Consider the following 17,783-nt stretch of genomic DNA (forward strand, 5'->3'; position numbering starts at 1 on the left):
GCGCGGATCCGCCTACGGGACCGGTGCCGGCCCGGTGCCGGTTCCACGGACGGTGCCGGGCGCCCGGTGGCCCGCTGACATCGAGGCCGGTGACCTCAAGTCAGCCGTCGTCGGCGAGGCGGTGCCGGTTGGCCTCGATCCAGGCGTCCAGAGCGGCCGGGTCGTCCGGGTCGATGCCGTCGGCCATCAACTGGGCCACCGCGGCGGTGGCCGGGCTGCGCCGCTCACCGGTCGCGTAGAGCCGGACGAACTCCGGCACCATCTCCTCGATGGCGGCGTCCGTCGCGGCCACGGCCGACTCGGGCAGCCCACGCCTGGCGGCTGCGTACCCGGCCCAGGCGCGCAGTACCCGGGGCAGCATCGCCGCGTCGTCCATGTCCAGCACGGCCCGGCGGTGCACCCAGTCGAGCAGGAAGAGGCCGGCGACGGTCGGGCTCCAGCGCAGCGGATCGGCTTCGGGGAAGGTGGCCGCGTGGTCGAGCAGCAGGCCCAGGCAGAAGTGCAGGGAGGCCAGCTCGGCGCCGTCGACTTCGTCCAGACCGGCCCGCGCCGCGTCCGGTGAGGCCAGGAAGCGGCGGATCTCCGTGGCGCGAACCGTGTCCGGCAACGGTTCGTCGACCTGCCGGGGCGGTGGCTCGGTACCGGCGGGCAGGACCGCCAGCCGGGCCCCGACGAGCGCGCGGTCGGTGGCCAGCGAGGCAGCACCGGGCAGTTGACCCAGGTGATCGGTGACCGCCAGGTGCCGACCCACCTCGTCGCGCATCCGGGTGGGGCTCTCCTCCCGGAACCAGGTCAGCTCGTCCTCGGCGCAGAGCTGCCGGACCTGCTCCAGGATCCGATCGGCCGGGCCACCGACGAAGACGTCCTTGGTGATGCCGATGTTGTGGTCGATCAGGGCCACCAGGGCGTGCTCCGGCCCTCCCGCGGCGTCGTCGTAGGCGAACGTGGCCAGGTAGGAGGTCTGGTCGCCGTAGACGTCGCCGTACGCCCAGGTGCCGGTGAGGTGCACCTTGCCGAGCTGCCCGGACCACGCCGGCGCGGTCGCACCCGGACGGACCCGGTCCGCGCCGGCCGCGTCGGGCACGAGGGCCGCGAAGACGGCCCGGACCGTGGTCGCCGCGACCGTCCGCCGTCGCGAGGTGGCGGCGAGGAAGCCGCCCACGAAGTCGCGTACCGCCGTCTCGCGGTCCGTCTCGGCGACCTCGTACACGCTGCCCAGCAGGGCCGCACCGAGCATCTCCGCGTCGAGGGCCGAGTCGAGCTTGGTCACGTCGCGTGCGGCGTGCAGCACCGCGTCGTAAGGGGTCTGTGGCGTGGCCATGACCCCGACCCTACGCCGCTCACCAGTCGGTGACCCGCTGACCGAGGCGACCGGCGAGGCGTGACCGTACGCACGGCGCGGCGTTGGCGCCGTGTCGACCGGCTCACCGGTGCCGGGCGACCTCCAGGACGGTGCGCGCGTCGGCGTGCGCGGCGATCACCGCCCGCACCGGCGCCAGCACGTGCTGGTCGCCGACATCGGAGATGGCCCGGGTCAGCCGGGTCTGCGCCCGTTGGCGGGCCTGTCGGGCGGCCCACCTCACCAGCGGACGGGTCAGGGCGGCGACCAGCAGCCCGGTCAGTAGCCCGCCGAGCAGCAGCAGCGTCGGCACCGGCACCTCGCCGACCATCGGGTGCCGCAGTTCCGGCAACCCCAGTGCCCGCATCCCGTAGCCCAGGACCAGCCAGCCCAGCCCGGCCACCGCGGCGAGCGTCACCAGCCACTGCACCCCGCCGACCAGTCGCCACCAGGTGCGTGGCCGGTCCATGCCGAGGTCGGTGCCGGCCAGCGCGCGGTCCAGGGCGTCCGGCAGGTCGCCGAGACGGGATCGGGCCGCTGCGGCCATCGCGTCCGGCCAGGCGTTCGGCAGCCCGTCACCGGCCCGCTCGGCCACCGTCCGCAGCGCCAGCGCCAGCGCGGACTTGTCGGCCGCACTGGGCTCGGGTACCGCCGTGGCGGCGATCAGGCTCTCCTCCGGGCCGGCGGCCTGCCGATCGGGCAGGTGCAACCGGCGCAGCGGATCGGCACGCAGCCGCCGCCACAGCCGCATGACCGGCCAGCCGGTGGCCGCCGCAGCCCGGTGCCGGTAGGCCCGCTCGACCGCCTCCACGACCGTCGGCACCCCCGCCGCCGCGCAGAGGGCGCGGTCCAGCGCGGAGACCGCCGGATCGTCCGCGGCGAGCGCCGTGCGGGGTGCCCCGACCATGTCGTCCAGCGCGTCGACGACGGCGTCCACGTCGCCGGAGAGCCGGCGCAGGGCGGCCTGCCGTTCGGCGACGGTGCGTTGCAGCGCCGCCCGCAACCCCTCCGGGCCGTCCGGGTCGGCGACGGTGGTGGCCAGCAGGGGCACCCCGCCCAGCCCGTCCGCGTCGAGCAGGCGGCGAAGGTCGGCCAGCACCCTGGGCACCTCGGTCGGCGGCAGCCGGTCGGTCTGGTTGAGCACGACGAGGGTGACGTCCCGGTGCCGGTGGAACTCGCGGAGGTAGCCGCGGTGCATGACCCGGTCGGCGTACTTCTGCGGGTCGACCACCCAGACCACCAGGTCCACGAGGCCGAGGAGGCGGTCCACCTCCAGGCGGTGCGACTGCTCGACCGAGTCGAAGTCCGGCAGGTCGAGCAGGATCAGCCCGTGCAGGGTGGACTCGTCGTCGCCGTCGAGCAGGCTTTCCCGTACGAACCGGTGGCGGGGCAGTACGCCGAGCCAGTCGAGCAGCCGGGTGCCGCCGTCGAGCGGGCCCCAGACGCAGGCGTGCGTGACACCGGTGGTGGGTCGGCGTACCCCGACGGGTGAGAGATCCATCCGGGCCATGGCGTTGAACAGGCTCGACTTTCCGCTGCCGGTCGCACCGGCCAACGCCACCACGGTGTGGTCGCGGGACAGCGCCAGCCGGGTCCCGGCCCGTTCGACCAGGGTGCGGGCGGGCACCAGCGGAGTGTCCGGCAGGTGACCGTCGACGATGCCGAGGAACCGTCGCACCGCCTCCAGCCGGGCGACGAGCTGATCGGCGTCCACCCGCCCGTCGGCGATCCGCAGCGCCTCACGGAGGCGACCGCCCATGCCGGTCACGGCCGCTCCCCGTCGGTCACCGGGGCGTCGACGCCCACCGTCTGGCCGCTGAGCACTGGTGCGGCGTCGACGAAGCCGCTGCCTAGCCGGGCCGCCTCGACCCGCTCGGCCGCCTCGCGCAGCGCCGTCGCGGTCCGGGCCTCCGGCCGGGCCTGCCGGGTCCGTACGAGATATCGGGCGGCCTCCTGGTCCAGCAGCACCACCACCCGCTCCAGCAGGTCCTCCCGGGCCTTGCGGGCCAGCGTACGCACGGCCTGGTCACCGAAGATCGCCTGGAGCACCGCCTGACCGGCGATGGTGGTGCCGGCCCCGGTGGCGACCTCCAGCCCGGTCGGGATGAAGGCCGTGGAGGCGAAGACCGCGATCATCACGGCCAGTCCGGTGGCGTTCACCGCGTACGCCGCCGTCCGGGCCACGAAGCGCCGGTCGCCACCCTCGGCCCGGACCAGCTCCAGCACGCCGCGCTGCCAGTCGCGGACCAGCCGCTCGGCGCGTTCCGGCAGGTCGGCGGAGTGGTGGGCGAGGTCCGGTTCGAGCAGTGCCGCACCGGCCGGGTGCGCCTTCCAACCGGTGTACGCGTGTTCGGCCGCCTCGGCGGCCACGCCCCGCAGCAGGGTGACCAGTTGCGACTCGATCGCGTCCTGCAGCTCGACGGCCGGGGCCGGACGGCGGGAGAAGGCGGCCATGACCCGGTCCCGCAGGCGGCCGATGCGCGCCTCCAGGGTGCGGAAGAGGTCGCTGGTGCCGACGAACTCCTGCCACCGGGCGAGCACCTCGCCGCGCAGCAGCCGGCCGTCGCGCAGTCCCTGCTCGACGGTCCGGTTCGCGGCCCGGTACGCCGCCCGCACCCGATCGTCCATCGCGTCGGCGGCGGCCAACTGCTCGTCGACGGCGCCGGCCAGGCTCTCGACGGTGGGTTGCAGGAGAGCCAGCGCGCCACCGAGCGTCTGCCGGACCACCGCCGAGCGGGCCTCCGCGTCGGCGGCGAGCCGGGCGAACCAGTCCGCCAGCGGCGCGGTGTTCCGGCCGGGCAGCAGGCCCTGCCCGTCGACCCAGGTCTCCGGAAGCACGAACAGCGGCGCCGAGTCGAGTCCTTGCTCGGCTAGCATCTCGGCGAGGTGGGCGGCGACCTCGTCGGTCGCCTCGGCCGGCACCCGGTTGAGCACCAGGGCCAGCACCGCGCCCCGGGCCCGGGCACCGTGCAGCAGCTCCCAGGGAACGGCGTCGGCGTAGCGGGCGGCGGTGGTGACGAAGAGCCAGAGATCGGCGGCGGCGAGCAGCTGGCTGGCCAGTGCCCGGTTGGCATCCACCACCGAGTCGATGTCGGGAGCGTCCAGGAACGCCAGCCCGGGTGGGAGCGCCGGGGCGGTGACCAGGTGCAGGGTGCGGGGGTCCTCGCCGGGCTGGTTGGTGCGGGTCAGCCCGGGCAGCAGGTCACCCCGGCGGAACCAGGCCGAGTCGGCCGGGTTGCAGACCAGCACCGGGGAGCGGGTCGTGGGTCGCAGCACCCCGGCAGCGCTGACCCGGGCCTGCACCAGGCTGTTGACCAGGGTCGACTTGCCGGCACCGGTGGATCCGCCGACCACCACGAGCAGCGGCGCGTCGAGACGGGCCAGGCGTGGCAGCAGGTAGTCGTCGAGCTGGTTGGCGAGGGCGGCGACGGTACGGGTGGCCGGCTCGGCCGAGGGTAGGGCCAACGGGAATCGGGCCGCCCCGATCGCGGCGCGCAGGCCGGTCAGGGCGTCGGGTAGGGCATCGTCCCCGGTGGCCGCGGGCCGGTCCTCCCCGGCGCCGGTGGATCCGGTGCGGGCTGCGACGGCGGGCGCGCCGGACAGTGAGGCGGAATCGCCGTGCGTCGTCACCGCTAAAGCGTGCCCGACCGACACAAGGTAAGACAACCGGTCGGTAGGACTGACGAGTTGCGTCACTTCGACTCAACCCTGACTTGACGATTGCCCGGGGCGTGGCACTATTGAGTCAAGTTCACTCAACTTGAGGTGGGGTCGCTGCGGGTGGCTCCCGCCGCGCAGCGCGACGGGAGGGCCCGTCACCTGCTCAACGTCACGAAGCGAGGAAGCGAAGATGGCACGTGCGGTCGGTATCGACCTCGGCACGACGAACTCCTGCGTCAGCGTTCTGGAGGGCGGTGAGCCCACCGTCATCGCCAACGCTGAGGGCTCGCGGACGACCCCGTCGATCGTCGCGTTCGCCCGCAACGGCGAGGTACTCGTCGGCGAGGTCGCCAAGCGTCAGGCGGTGACGAACCCGGACCGGACGATCCGGTCGGTCAAGCGGGAGATCGGCACCAACTGGTCCGTCGACATCGACGGCAAGAAGTACACCCCGCAGGAGATTTCGGCCCGGACGCTGATGAAGCTGAAGCGGGACGCCGAGGCCTACCTGGGCGAGCAGATCACCGACGCGGTGATCACCGTCCCGGCCTACTTCAACGACGGCCAGCGTCAGGCCACCAAGGAGGCCGGTGAGATCGCCGGCTTCAACGTGCTGCGGATCGTGAACGAGCCGACTGCGGCCGCCCTGGCGTACGGGCTGGACAAGGGCTCCAAGGAGCAGACCGTCCTGGTCTTCGACCTCGGTGGCGGCACCTTCGACGTGTCGCTGCTGGAACTGGCCGAGGGCGTCATCGAGGTCAAGTCGACCAGCGGTGACAACCTCCTCGGTGGCGACGACTGGGACCAGCGGATCATGGATCACCTGGTGAAGACCTTCCGGGGCGAGCACGGCATCGACCTGTCGCAGGACAAGATGGCGATGCAGCGGCTCAAGGAGGCCGCCGAGAAGGCCAAGATCGAGCTGTCCGCCGCCACCACCACCAACATCAACCTGCCGTACATCACCGCTGGTGCCGCCGGCCCGCTGCACCTGGACGTGACCCTGAGCCGGGCCGAGTTCCAGCGGATGACGCAGGACCTGCTGGACCGCTGCAAGGGCCCCTTCGAGCAGGCCGTGAAGGACGCCGGGATCAAGGTCTCCGACGTCGACCACGTGATCCTCGTCGGCGGCTCGACCCGGATGCCGGCCGTGACCGACCTGGTCAAGCAACTCACCGGCAAGGAGCCCAACAAGGGCGTCAACCCGGACGAGGTCGTCGCCGTCGGCGCCGCCCTGCAGGCCGGCGTGCTCAAGGGCGAGGTCAAGGACGTCCTGCTGCTCGACGTGACCCCGCTGAGCCTGGGCATCGAGACCAAGGGCGGCATCTTCACCAAGCTGATCGAGCGCAACACCACCATCCCGACCAAGCGGTCCGAGGTGTTCACCACCGCCGACGACAACCAGCCGTCGGTGCTGATCCAGGTCTTCCAGGGCGAGCGCGAGATCGCCGCGTACAACAAGAAGCTCGGCACCTTCGAGCTGACCGGCCTCCCGCCGGCCCCGCGCGGCGTGCCGCAGATCGAGGTCACCTTCGACATCGACGCCAACGGCATCGTCAACGTCCACGCCAAGGACCTGGGCACCGGCAAGGAACAGAAGATGACGATCACCGGCGGCTCCTCGCTGCCGAAGGACGACATCGAGCGGATGCGCCGGGACGCCGAGGAGCACGCGGAGGAGGACAAGCGCCGCCGCGAGGAGGCCGAGACCCGTAACGTGGCCGAGGCCCTGCAGTGGCAGACCGAGAAGTTCCTCGCCGAGAACGGTGAGAAGCTCCCCGCCGAGAACCGCGAGAAGCTCAACGAGGCCCTCGGCGAGCTGCGCGGCGCCCTCGGTGGCAGCGACATCGAAAAGATCAAGTCTGCGCACGAGCGGCTCGCGCAGGTCTCGCAGGAGGCGGGCTCGCTGCTCTACGCCCAGCAGGCCGAGCAGGCCCAGCCGGGCGGCGAGGCGGGTGCCGGCGCGACCGGTGCGACCGGCGGTGCGCAGGCCGGCGGTGCGCGGCCCGGTGCGGACGACGTGGTCGACGCGGAGATCGTGGACGAGGACAAGAAGTGACGGTCCTGGCCACCCGAGCTCACGGGCAGAGGGATGAGGTAGTCGTATGACGGAGAAGCCACGAGCCGCCGACCCGGATCACACCGGGTCGGCGCCGGGTGGCTCGGCGTCCGAGCCGGCCACCGGCGACACGCCGCGGGTCGTCATCCGCAACAACCGCAAGATCAGCCAGATCCGCGAACCCGACGGCACGGCGGCGGACGCCGGGCCGGACGTTCCGGCGGAGGGCCTGGTCGAGGAGGCCGAGGTCGTGGTCGACTCGATCGAGGTCGAGGCGAGCGCGCTGAGCGAGGCGTCGGCCGCCGCGGGTCCGCCGGTGGTGGACTCTCCGGCCGAGCCGGTCGAGTCGTCGTCCGAGACGGCCGGCGGTGGCGGGTTCGGCGCCGAGTTGGAGGCGCTCCGCGCCGAGCTGGACGAGCGCACCCGCGACGTGCAGCGGGTGTCCGCCGAGTACGCCAACTACCGCAAGCGGGTCGAGCGCGACCGCGCGCTGGTCACCGAGCAGGCGACCGGATCCGTGCTCGCCGCGCTGCTGCCGATCCTGGACGATCTCGACCGGGCCCGGGAGCACGGTGACCTGGTCGGTCCGTTCGGTTCGGTGGCGGAGCAGCTCGTCACCGCGTTGGGCAAGTTCGGGCTGACCCCGTTCGGCGAGCAGGGCGACCCGTTCGACCCGACGCGGCACGAGGCGGTGGCCCACCAGACCTCGGCCGATGTCACCGAGCCGACCTGCGTGCAGGTGATGCGTCGGGGCTACCAGATCGGTGAGCGACTGCTGCGGCCCGCGATGGTCGCGGTCGCCGACCCGGAATAGTGCGCGACGGTGACCCGGCCGCCCCGCCCGCCGACCCCCGGCGGGCGGGGCGGACCGGGCCCGGAGCCGGGGAGGAGGTGTACGGGTGAGTTCGAAGGACTGGATCGAGAAGGACTACTACGCGGTCCTTGGCGTGGCGAAGACCGCCCCGGCTGACGAGATCAAGAAGGCGTACCGCAAGTTGGCCCGCGAGTCGCACCCGGACCACAACCCCGGCGACGCCAAGGCCGAGGAGCGCTTCAAGGCGGTCTCCGAGGCGTACGCGGTGCTCGGTGACGACGCGAAGCGCCGCGAGTACGACGAGATGCGCTCGCTGTTCGGCTCGGGCGCGTTCCGGCGCGGCGCCCGCCAGGCCGGCCAGCCGGGCGGTGTGCCGTTCGATGTCTCCGACCTGTTCGGTGGCCAACAGCCAGGTGGCGGCCGGTTCGCCGGGGGCGGCATCTCCGATCTGTTCAGCTCGATCTTCTCGGGCGGTGGCGGGGCCGGAGGCGCGCCCGGTCCGGCGCGGGGTCGCGACATCGAGACCGAGGTGGCGCTCGACTTCCACGACGCGGTCCGGGGGGTGACCCTGCCGCTGACCCTGCGGGCGCCCGGCGTCTGCGACACCTGCCACGGCAACGGTGCCAAGCCGGGCACCGTGCCGCGAACCTGTCCGGTCTGCCACGGTGCCGGGGTTACCAACCGGAACCAGGGTGCGTTCAGCTTCTCCGAGCCGTGCCGCAACTGTCAGGGCGTGGGCACCGTGGTGGACGAGAAGTGCCCGGAATGCCAGGGCACCGGCGGGGTCACCAAGACCCGTACGCTCAACGTCCGCTTTCCCGCCGGGGTGGCCGACGGTCAGCGGATCCGGCTGGCCGGCCGGGGCGAGCCCGGCGAGCGCGGCGGCCCGGCGGGTGACCTGTTCGTGCACGTCAAGGTCCGGCCGGACGAGGTGTTCGGGCGCACCGGAGACGACCTGACGCTGACCGTCCCGATCACGTTCGCGGAGGCGGTCCTCGGCACCGACCTGCGGGTACCGACCCTGGACGGTGCGGTGACCCTGCGGGTGCCGCCGGGTACGCCGAGCGGTCGGATCCTGCGGGCCCGGGGCAAGGGCGTCAGCCGCCGGGACGGCCAGATCGGCGATCTGCTGGTCACCCTCGACGTGGTGGTGCCGGCGCGGATCTCTGACGAGGCACGGGCCGCCCTGGAGACGTTCGCCGAGCAGACCCCGCCGGCGGCCCGGGAACATCTTGACGCGCGGGTGCGTCGATTCGGTTGATCGGTGATGCGGTCCGGAGGTGAGCGGGATGGACGGGTTCGTCGGCTCGGATGACCCGGCATACGAGGCCAAGGTGCTGATGATCTCGGTGGCGGCGCGGATGGCGGGGATGCACCCGCAGACGTTGCGCCAGTACGACCGGCTCGGCCTGGTACAGGCCGGACGGGCGGCCGGTGGTGGGCGCCGGTACAGCGTCCGCGACGTGGTGCTGCTGCGTGAGGTGCAGCGGCTCAGTCAGGACGACGGCGTCAACCTCGCCGGGATCAAGCGGATCATCGGGTTGGAGCGTCTGCTGGAGCAGGCGCAGCAGCGGGTGGCCCAGTTGGAGGCCGAACTCGACGCCGCGTACCGCCGGATGGCCGAACTGGAGTCGCTGGCTCGCTTCCCCGGCCGGGATCTCGTGCCCACCAACCAGACCTCGACCGCGCTGGTGGTGTGGCGTCCCCGGCGCGGCCCTGGGCGTTGACGCGCCCTGCACCGGCAAGGAGGCGTGGTCCCATCCGGGGCCACGCCTCTTTCGCTTCCTCCCGGCACGATCTGCTCGTGTTCCGGCAAATCCGAGCGGCGGACAGGTTGTCTCGACTAGCCTTCGGGAATCAGGTCTAAACCATCTCAATCCGGACTCCGATCTGGCGGGGGGAGCCATGACGGAATCGGCGAAGAAGGTGGCCGAGGAGGCGGAGCAGCGCCTAGACAGCCTGGCCGAGAAGGTCCGTGGCCGGTTCGACCGGATCACCACGGGGCGCTTCTCCGACCAGATCCGAGCCGGCAGGTTCAGCGGCCAGGCCGGCCGGGGTGGGCACGGTGCCGGTCAGGCGCGCACCGACCAGCACCGCCGCGAGCGGGGCGGATCGCGCTGACGGTCCGCCGACGTGCGGGCCGGGAGCCACGGGGGGTCCCGGCCCGTTCGGCGCGCTCAGAGCCGGCGGTTCTCCCGCACCAGGCCGCCCTCGCACCACTCCCGGTAGACGAACAGCTCCGGTCGGGTCAGCAGCACCCGGCTGTTGTGCGCCCAGGTGCGCATCATCTCGTCGCCGTTGCGCTCCGCCTGATCCACCAGCTTGCGGAAGCGACGTTTCGGGTGTGCCCGGAAATTCGTCCGGATCCCGTCGGCGGCGTAGATGTAGAGGCAGTGCAGCGCGAACCGACGCGCCGGACAACGGGTGTCCATCGCCAGATCGAACAGCGTCATCACCAGCCGGTCACCGGAGACCAACAGGTCCCAGTCCGGCGGCATCGACGTCAACGGGACCGAATCGGGGTGGTAAGCCCACGCTCGCAACTCCGCCGGGGTGGGGTCGACGGGGTTGGCGAAGCCGTGGAACGCTGACTCCTGCACGCTCACCGGCCAACCTTCCGCTTTCGCCCGCGGGGGCGCCCGCCCACCGCGAACCCTGGCTGCTGGGGCGACACGTTAACGCGGTACCGGTGAGTACCGGTAGCCCCTGCGGGAAGCAATTCGGCATCTGTTGGTCGGCGGGGGGTGTCCGGACGGTCAAACCGGACGATGAGCGGTCACGATCCGTCGATCGCCGCGGCGGCCGCGCGGGCCCGCTGCGCCCTCGCCCGTGCCCGCAGCCGCCCCTTGAACCAGGCGAGGTCGGGAAGTCGGGCCAGCATCGGTCCGGCGATGACCGTGATCAGCACGTACGTCGCGGCGAGCGCCGCCAGCTTCGGTGAGACGCTGCCGGAGGCCACGGCGATTCCGGCGATGACGATGGAGAACTCACCCCGGGGCACCAGCACCAGACCCGCCCGCCAACGACCCGGCTCGGCGATGCCCGCCCGCCGGGCGGCCAGATAGCCGGTCAGCGTCTTGGTCACCATGGTGGCCAACGCGAGCAGCAGCGCGGGCAGCAGCACCGGCGGGATGTGCCGAGGGTCGGTGGCGAGCCCGAAGAAGACGAAGAACACCGCGGCGAAGAGGTCACGCAGGGGAGTCAGCACCTCGGTGGCGTGGTGGGCCACCGGTCCGGAGAGCGCGATGCCGACCAGGAACGCACCGACCGCCGCCGACACCTGGAGCTTCGCCGCGATCCCCGCCACCAGCAGGGTCAGCCCGAGTACACCGAGCAGCAGCGCCTCGGCGCTGCCGGCCGAGAGGGCCCGGGAGAGGACGGTGCCGTAGCGCAGGGCGACCACCAGCACGGTGATCACGGTCAGCACCGCGACGGCGAGCGATACGCCGCCCTTGACGAAGCCCACCCCGGCCAGCAGCGCGGTGAGCAGCGGCAGGTAGAAGGCCATCGCCAGGTCCTCGATGACCAGTACGGAGAGGACGACCGGCGTCTCCCGGTTACCGAGCCGGCCCAGGTCGGCCAGGATCTTGGCGATCACCCCGGACGACGAGATCCAGGTGATCCCGCCGAGCACCACCGCGGCCACCCAGCCCCAGCCGAGCAGCAGCGCGAACGCCGCTCCCGGCAGCGCGTTGAGCACCGCGTCGAGCAGCCCTGCCGGTGCGGCCGAGCGGAGATTGCCGAGCAACTCGTCGGCCGAGTACTCCAGGCCGAGCATCACCAGCAGCAGGATCACGCCGATCTCGGCCCCGACGGCGAAGAACTCCTCGCTGGCGTCCAACTCCAGCACGCCGCCGTGCCCGAACGCCAGCCCGGCCAGCAGGTAGAGCGGGATCGGGGAGAGCCCGAACCGGCGACTGAGCCGGCCCAGCAGACCCAGCAGGAACAGCAGCCCGCCGACCTCGATGAGCAGGTTGCTGAAGTCGTGCATCCGGGCCTCAGCCGGCGGGATCGTCGGCGGCGAAGATGGCGTTGGCCCCGTCCAGACCCTGCCGGTTGCCGACGATGACGAGCACATCGCCCGCCGCGAAGCGGAAGCCGGGCTCCGGCGAGACGATCACCTCGCCGGAGCGCAGGATCGCCACGATCGAGGCGCCCGTGCGGGTGCGTACCCGGGCGTCGCCGAGAGGCCGGTTGACGTAGGTGGAAGAGGCCGGGATGGCGATCTGCTCGGTGAGCAGCCCGGCGGCCTGCTCGCGCAGCCCGGAGAGCTGCCCGAGGATCAGTGACGCGCCCAGGATGTCGGCCAGCGCCTCCGCCTCGTCGTCGGTGAGCGGGATGTCCGCCGCCGAACCGTCCGGGTCGTCCGGGTCGTACAGGACGAGATCACGACGGCCGGTCCGGTGGGAGACGACCCCCAGTCGCCGGCCGGACTCAGTCATCATGTCGTGACGCACGCCGATCCCCGGCAAGGCAGTCTGTTCGACGCGTACTCGCACGCGCTCAGGCTACTCTCGCGACGGAGGCCGAATGAACACGCGTCGGGCCCGCCCACTGATCCTGTCTGCGCTGGTGGTGGCACTTGCCGGCTGCTCGATCGGGGACGTCCGCCGAACGGCGCCGGCACCCGAGCCGACGCTGGCGGGCAGCGCCTCCCCGCCGCCGGTCCCGAGGCCCGTGGCGGAGACCCGCACCACCCGCCTCGCGGTTCCCGAGCTGTACGACCCGGCGTACGTCGAATTCGTCGACGCCGAACGCGGGTACGCACTCTTCGCCACCTGTGACGGCCGCCCACCCGGTCCGGACTGCCCCGCCCTGCTCTGGTCGACCAATGACGGCGGCCGATCCTGGCAGCGGCTGCGCCACCCGAGGTCGGTGGCGGAGAACCAGCAGTTGTACGCCACCGTGGACGTGCTCGCCCTCTGGGCCGAGCCGCACGGCTGGTGGACCTCCACCGATGGCGGCGAGACCTTCCGGCACAGCCCAGGAGAGGTTGCCCCGCCCGAGTGGCAGGAGGCCCAGGGACGGTTCCAGCTGATCGAGGAGTCGGGCAAGGTGGGTCACTGGCAGGCCGGCGTGTTGCGTCCGCTGCCCAACCAGCCGCCGGTTCCCGTGGTGCATACAGTCACCGACGGCGGTCCGCGCGGCGTCGGTTCGGCCTACCATCCCCTGATCGTGGCGGGGCTGACCGAGGACGGCAGCCCGTCGGTCGCGTCGTCGTGGGACGGCGACACCTGGGAACGGGCGAAGGTGCCGCCACCCGAGGGAGAGATCGGCGTGCTGCGCGCGGCGGTGACGCCGGACGACCTTTGGCTGATCGGCGAGCGGCCCGACCGGACGGGCTTCCCGGCGCTGTGGCGGCGCACCGGTTGGACCGAGTGGTCCAGGGTGCGGGCCGAGGGGCATCCGGACGCGGGCCGGGTGGTGCCGCTGGGCAGCAGCACGGCGGCGGTGATCAGCCCACGGGGTGCGGGCGCGGTGATCGGCGACCGCTACCTGGACCTGCCCTGGCCGGTCACCGCCGAGCACTCCCTACGGGTCTTGTTCGACGGAACGCTGTTCGCCGCCGCGCCACAGGGTGTCCTGCTCGGTACGGGCCTGCTCGCCGAGCGGACCTGGGTGGCCGTGAACCTGGAGACCGACTGAGGCGATGTGACTCACATCACGGCCGCAAGGTTGAGTGGAATAGACTCAACTCTGGTTCTGTCGGTACCAGTGGACACACCGATCCGGGGGAGCCCATGAACACCGAACGCCTCACCACCAAGAGCCGCGAGACCATCACCGGCGCCGTCGCCCTGGCGAACCAGCGGGGGCACGCCACCGTCGAACCGTGGCACCTGCTGCTGTCGCTGCTGGACACCGAGGGCTCGACCGCTGCCGGCCTGCTGCGCGCCGTCGGGGCCGACCCGGCCGAGCTGCGCCGGGCCACCCTGCGGGCCGTCGACGCGCTGCCCGCCGCGCGCGGCTCCAGCATCGCCGAGCCGACCCTGGCCCGCGAGTTCGTCAACGCCATCGGCGCCGCCGAGCAGATCGCCCGTCCGCTCGGCGACGAGTACACCTCCACCGAGCACCTGCTGGCCGGGCTGGCCCGGGTCGGCGGTGCCGTGTCCGCCGCGCTCAAGGCCGCCGGCGCCACCGAGGAAAGCCTGGTGGCGGCCTTCCCGACGGTACGCGGCGGAGACCGCCGGGTGACCACGGCCGATCCGGAGCAGACCTACCAGGCGCTGAGCAAGTACGGCGTCGACCTGACCGCGAGCGCCCGGGACGGCAAGATCGACCCGGTGATCGGCCGGGACTCCGAGATCCGCCGGGTGATCCAGGTGCTGTCCCGGCGTACCAAGAACAACCCGGTGCTGATCGGCGAACCGGGCGTCGGTAAGACCGCGATCGTCGAGGGCCTGGCCCAGCGGATCGTGGCCGGCGACGTGCCGGAGTCGCTGCGCGACAAGAAGCTGGTCTCGCTCGACCTCGGGGCCATGGTCGCCGGGGCCCAGTACCGGGGCCAGTTCGAGGAGCGGTTGAAGTCCGTCCTGGAGGAGATCAAGAACTCGGACGGGCAGGTCATCACCTTCCTCGACGAGCTGCACACCGTCGTGGGTGCCGGCAAGGGCGAGGGCTCGATGGACGCCGGCAACATGCTCAAGCCGATGCTGGCCCGTGGTGAGCTGCGCATGGTCGGCGCCACCACGCTGGACGAGTACCGCGAGCACATCGAGAAGGACCCGGCGCTGGAGCGCCGCTTCCAGCCGGTGCTGGTCGGCGAGCCCACCGTGGAGGACACCATCGGCATCCTGCGCGGGCTCAAGGAGCGCTACGAGGTGCACCACGGCGTACGCATCACCGACGCCGCCCTGGTCGCCGCCGCCGCGCTCTCCGACCGGTACATCACCGACCGCTTCCTGCCCGACAAGGCGATCGACCTGGTGGACGAGTCCGCGTCCCGGCTCCGCATGGAGATCGACTCGCGTCCGGTCGAGGTGGACGAGATCGAGCGGGCGGTACGCCGGCTCGAGATCGAGGAGATGGCGCTGGCCAAGGAGCCGGACGCCGCCTCCGCCGAGCGCCTGGAACGGCTGCGCAAGGAGCTGGCCGACAAGCGGGAGCAGCTCACCGCCCTCTCCGAGCGGTGGCACCTGGAGAAGAGCCACATCACCAAGCTCTCCACCGCCAAGGAGGAGCTGGAGCGGCTCGGTGGCGAGGCCGAGCGGGCCGAGCGCGATGGCGAGCTGGAACGCGCCGCCGAGCTGCGGTACGGCCGGATCCCCGCCCTGAAGGCCGAGTTGGCCACCGCCGAGGAGGAACTGGCCCGGCTCCAGTCCGCCGGCGCGATGCTCAAGGAGGAGGTCGGCGCGGACGACATCGCCGCGGTGGTCGCCTCCTGGACCGGTATCCCCGCCGGCCGGCTGCTCGAGGGTGAGACCGCCAAGCTGCTGCGGATGGAGGAGTCGCTGGGCGACCGCGTGGTCGGCCAGGCCGAGGCGGTGGCCGCGGTCTCCGACGCGGTGCGTCGGGCGCGTGCCGGAGTCGCCGACCCGGACCGCCCGACCGGCAGTTTCCTCTTCCTCGGCCCGACCGGTGTCGGCAAGACCGAGCTGGCCAAGGCGCTCGCCGAGTTCCTCTTCGACGACGAGCGGGCCATGGTCCGCATCGACATGAGCGAGTACGGCGAGAAGCACTCGGTGGCCCGTCTGGTCGGTGCCCCGCCCGGCTACGTCGGATACGAGGAGGGCGGCCAGCTCACCGAGGCGGTACGCCGCCGGCCCTACTCGGTGATCCTGCTGGACGAGGTGGAGAAGGCCCATCCGGACGTCTTCGACATCCTGCTCCAGGTGCTCGACGACGGCCGGCTCACCGACGGCCAAGGCCGTACGGTCGACTTCCGCAACGCCATCCTGATCCTCACCTCGAACCTCGGCTCGGCGGTGATCAGCGACCTCACGCTGGCGGAGGAGCAGCGCCGCGAGGGCGTTCTGGCGGTGGTCCGGTCGCACTTCAAGCCGGAGTTCCTCAACCGGCTCGACGACATCGTGGTCTTCGCCGCACTCCAGGGACAGGACCTGCGGGCCATCGTGGACATCCAGCTGGCCCGGCTGCGCCGCCGGCTCGCCGACCGCCGGTTGACGTTGGAGGTCACCGACGAGGCCCGCGGCTGGCTCGCCGAGCACGGGTACGACCCGATCTACGGTGCCCGCCCGCTGCGTCGCCTGGTCCAGTCGGCCATCGGCGACCAGCTCGCCAGGGCCCTGCTCGGCGGCGAGGTCCGCGACGGTGACACCGTGCGGGTCGACCTGCGCGACAGCAGGGACGGCCTGTCGGTGACGTCCGCCTGAATGTCGCACCGGGCCCGCCTCCAACGGGCGGAGGCGGGCTCCCCGGGCGAGGATGGAGACATGTTCGGGATGCGGCGCAAGAAGGAATCGGAGTTGGCGACGGCAGTCGCGGAACTCGGCCGTGCCGGAACGCTGGCGTTCGGCGGGGTGGGTATCGCGGGAACGCTGCTGCCGGAGACCGAGGCGTACCGACGCGTCGCGGCCGCCGTGGCCGACCGCCCGCAGGAGGTACGCGATCTGCTCGACCGGCTGCTCACCACCGGTGCCCCCGCGGGCCGCGTGTACGCCGCCACGCTGCTGGAGCGACTCGACCCGGCGGCCGGCCGGGCGGCCTGGACGACGTTGCGGGGGGATCCGGCGGAGCTGAGCACCATCACCGGCTGCGTCATGGGCAGCACCACCGTCGGGGAGTACGCCGCCGAGCGTCTCACCGGAGCATGATCCGTCCGCCCGGTCGGGTCCGCCCGAACGGCGCTGCCGACGCTTGCGGTCCGGCCGTACCGTCCCGGGCATGACCGCGACCGCCGAACCGTCGGCAGCCGTGCCCCCGCCCCGTCCGCCCCGCCCCGGTACCGTCACCGTGGCCTTCTGGCTGCAACTCGCCGCCGTGCTGATCCTGCTCGGGCTGATCGCCCTGTTGGTGGCGCAGGCGATGCAGTGGAACGCCGCCGTCGACCGGGCGGTACGCCAGGTGCCCACCGCCGATCCCGACGAGGTGAGCGCGGAGCGCTGGGGCAGCCTGATGATGATGGCGGTGCCCGGTGTGCTCGCCCTGCTGCTGGCGCTCTGGTTGGCCGTCACGGCTCCGTTCGTGCGCCGGGGCAGCAACACCGCCCGGACCATGGTCTTCGTGGCCGGCGGCCTGCAACTGCTGCTCTGCGTCGTCCAGGGCTGTGCCGGCGCGTTCGTCATTCCGTTGGGCCTGGCGTTCGCGGTGTCCGAGGGACCGTACATCGACGAGACGTATCCCGACGACGGGCCGCCGCCGGAGGACGACTTCTGGCACGAATCGGACTTCAGCGAGGCCCTGTACAGCCAGACGAACCCGTTCGACTCGGTCTTCTTCCCGCTGGCCGGCCTCGGTGTGGTGCTGGTGTTCCTGCTGACCGTGGTGGTGGTGCTGCTGCTGGCGTTGCCGCCGGCTCACCGCTGGTTCGTGCCACGGGCCGAACCGGCCGGCACCTGGCCGCCGACCGGCGGCGGTGATATCCCCAACGCCTACCTGGCCAGCTATCCGGTGCCCCCGGGTCACCCCGGCTACCCGGCGCCGCCTGGGCACCCGCCGTATCTCGGCTACCCGCCGCCGGTCCACCCGGTGCCGCCCGGTTATCCGGTGCCACCCGGCTATCCGATGATTCCCGGCCATTTCCCGTTCGGACCGGCCGTGCCCGGGTATCCGCCGCACGGGTCCGTCCAGCCGCCCGGGCATCCGCCGTCGGCTGTCCCACCCGCCCCGGACGACGCCACCGCTGCCGGCAGCGGCACCGGGACGCCCGATGGAGGTGGATCCGACGATGCCACCTCCGGTGAATCGGGCGAGGGTGCTCGGTAGTCGGCTGGCGGGATCCACCCCGCACC

The 17,783-nt window shown here is 72.4% G+C and carries 15 protein-coding genes; 9 read left to right on the forward strand and 6 right to left on the reverse strand.

Features of this window, described 5'->3' with window-relative positions:
- Nucleotides 1–100: 100 nt before the first annotated feature.
- The 3 genes from SM447_RS04675 to SM447_RS04685 form a co-directional block, all read right to left on the reverse strand.
- A complete protein-coding gene (locus SM447_RS04675; protein WP_474571468.1) occupies nt 101–1,321 on the reverse strand; it encodes a hypothetical protein in 1,221 nt (406 codons plus the stop codon).
- A 103-nt stretch (nt 1,322–1,424) separates the two neighbouring features.
- On the reverse strand, nt 1,425–3,098 hold the full coding sequence (locus SM447_RS04680) for a GTPase (RefSeq protein WP_474571890.1): 1,674 nt from the start codon (nt 3,096–3,098) through the stop codon (nt 1,425–1,427).
- A 5-nt stretch (nt 3,099–3,103) separates the two neighbouring features.
- A complete protein-coding gene (locus SM447_RS04685) occupies nt 3,104–4,969 on the reverse strand; it encodes an ABC transporter (protein ID WP_474571469.1) in 1,866 nt (621 codons plus the stop codon).
- 220 nt (nt 4,970–5,189) lie between these two features.
- Between SM447_RS04685 and dnaK the strand changes: the two genes are divergently transcribed.
- The 5 genes from dnaK (at nt 5,190) to SM447_RS04710 (ending at nt 9,993) form a co-directional block, all read left to right on the forward strand.
- A complete protein-coding gene (gene dnaK / locus SM447_RS04690) occupies nt 5,190–7,058 on the forward strand; it encodes a molecular chaperone DnaK (RefSeq protein WP_474571470.1) in 1,869 nt (622 codons plus the stop codon).
- A 46-nt stretch (nt 7,059–7,104) separates the two neighbouring features.
- Nucleotides 7,105–7,872: a nucleotide exchange factor GrpE gene (grpE, locus tag SM447_RS04695; protein WP_474571471.1), complete on the forward strand. Its 768-nt coding sequence runs from the start codon at nt 7,105–7,107 to the stop codon at nt 7,870–7,872.
- Nucleotides 7,873–7,957: 85 nt separating this feature from the next.
- Nucleotides 7,958–9,133 carry a molecular chaperone DnaJ gene (gene dnaJ / locus SM447_RS04700; protein ID WP_474571472.1) on the forward strand — a complete coding sequence of 392 codons (1,176 nt, stop codon included), beginning with the start codon at nt 7,958–7,960 and terminating at the stop codon, nt 9,131–9,133.
- 28 nt (nt 9,134–9,161) lie between these two features.
- A complete protein-coding gene (locus tag SM447_RS04705) occupies nt 9,162–9,599 on the forward strand; it encodes a heat shock protein transcriptional repressor HspR (protein ID WP_474571473.1) in 438 nt (145 codons plus the stop codon).
- A 178-nt stretch (nt 9,600–9,777) separates the two neighbouring features.
- Complete coding sequence (locus SM447_RS04710) at nt 9,778–9,993, forward strand: hypothetical protein (RefSeq protein ID WP_474571474.1); 216 nt, start codon at nt 9,778–9,780, stop codon at nt 9,991–9,993.
- Between the two features lie 56 nt (nt 9,994–10,049).
- Here SM447_RS04710 and SM447_RS04715 read toward each other — a convergent pair whose 3' ends face one another.
- From SM447_RS04715 to SM447_RS04725, 3 genes are all read right to left on the reverse strand, one after another.
- Nucleotides 10,050–10,478 (reverse strand): hypothetical protein, encoded by a 429-nt coding sequence (locus tag SM447_RS04715; protein ID WP_204027617.1) that lies wholly within the window; start codon nt 10,476–10,478, stop codon nt 10,050–10,052.
- Between the two features lie 170 nt (nt 10,479–10,648).
- Nucleotides 10,649–11,863, reverse strand: a complete 1,215-nt coding sequence (locus tag SM447_RS04720) for a cation:proton antiporter (RefSeq protein ID WP_474571475.1) — start codon at nt 11,861–11,863, stop codon at nt 10,649–10,651.
- Between the two features lie 7 nt (nt 11,864–11,870).
- Nucleotides 11,871–12,371 carry a cation:proton antiporter regulatory subunit gene (locus tag SM447_RS04725; RefSeq protein WP_474571476.1) on the reverse strand — a complete coding sequence of 167 codons (501 nt, stop codon included), beginning with the start codon at nt 12,369–12,371 and terminating at the stop codon, nt 11,871–11,873.
- A 31-nt stretch (nt 12,372–12,402) separates the two neighbouring features.
- Here SM447_RS04725 and SM447_RS04730 point away from each other — a divergent pair, with 31 nt between their 5' ends.
- The 4 genes from SM447_RS04730 (at nt 12,403) to SM447_RS04745 (ending at nt 17,757) form a co-directional block, all read left to right on the forward strand.
- Nucleotides 12,403–13,518, forward strand: a complete 1,116-nt coding sequence (locus SM447_RS04730; RefSeq protein WP_474571477.1) for a beta propeller repeat protein — start codon at nt 12,403–12,405, stop codon at nt 13,516–13,518.
- A gap of 95 nt (nt 13,519–13,613) precedes the next feature.
- Entirely contained in the window at nt 13,614–16,205 is a 2,592-nt protein-coding gene (gene clpB / locus SM447_RS04735) for an ATP-dependent chaperone ClpB (protein ID WP_474571478.1), read from the forward strand.
- Between the two features lie 60 nt (nt 16,206–16,265).
- Nucleotides 16,266–16,646 (forward strand): hypothetical protein, encoded by a 381-nt coding sequence (locus SM447_RS04740; protein WP_474571479.1) that lies wholly within the window; start codon nt 16,266–16,268, stop codon nt 16,644–16,646.
- A gap of 70 nt (nt 16,647–16,716) precedes the next feature.
- Nucleotides 16,717–17,757, forward strand: a complete 1,041-nt coding sequence (locus tag SM447_RS04745) for a hypothetical protein (RefSeq protein WP_474571480.1) — start codon at nt 16,717–16,719, stop codon at nt 17,755–17,757.
- Nucleotides 17,758–17,783 lie beyond the last annotated feature (26 nt).

It is taken from the genome of Micromonospora aridisoli (genome assembly GCF_056150025.1).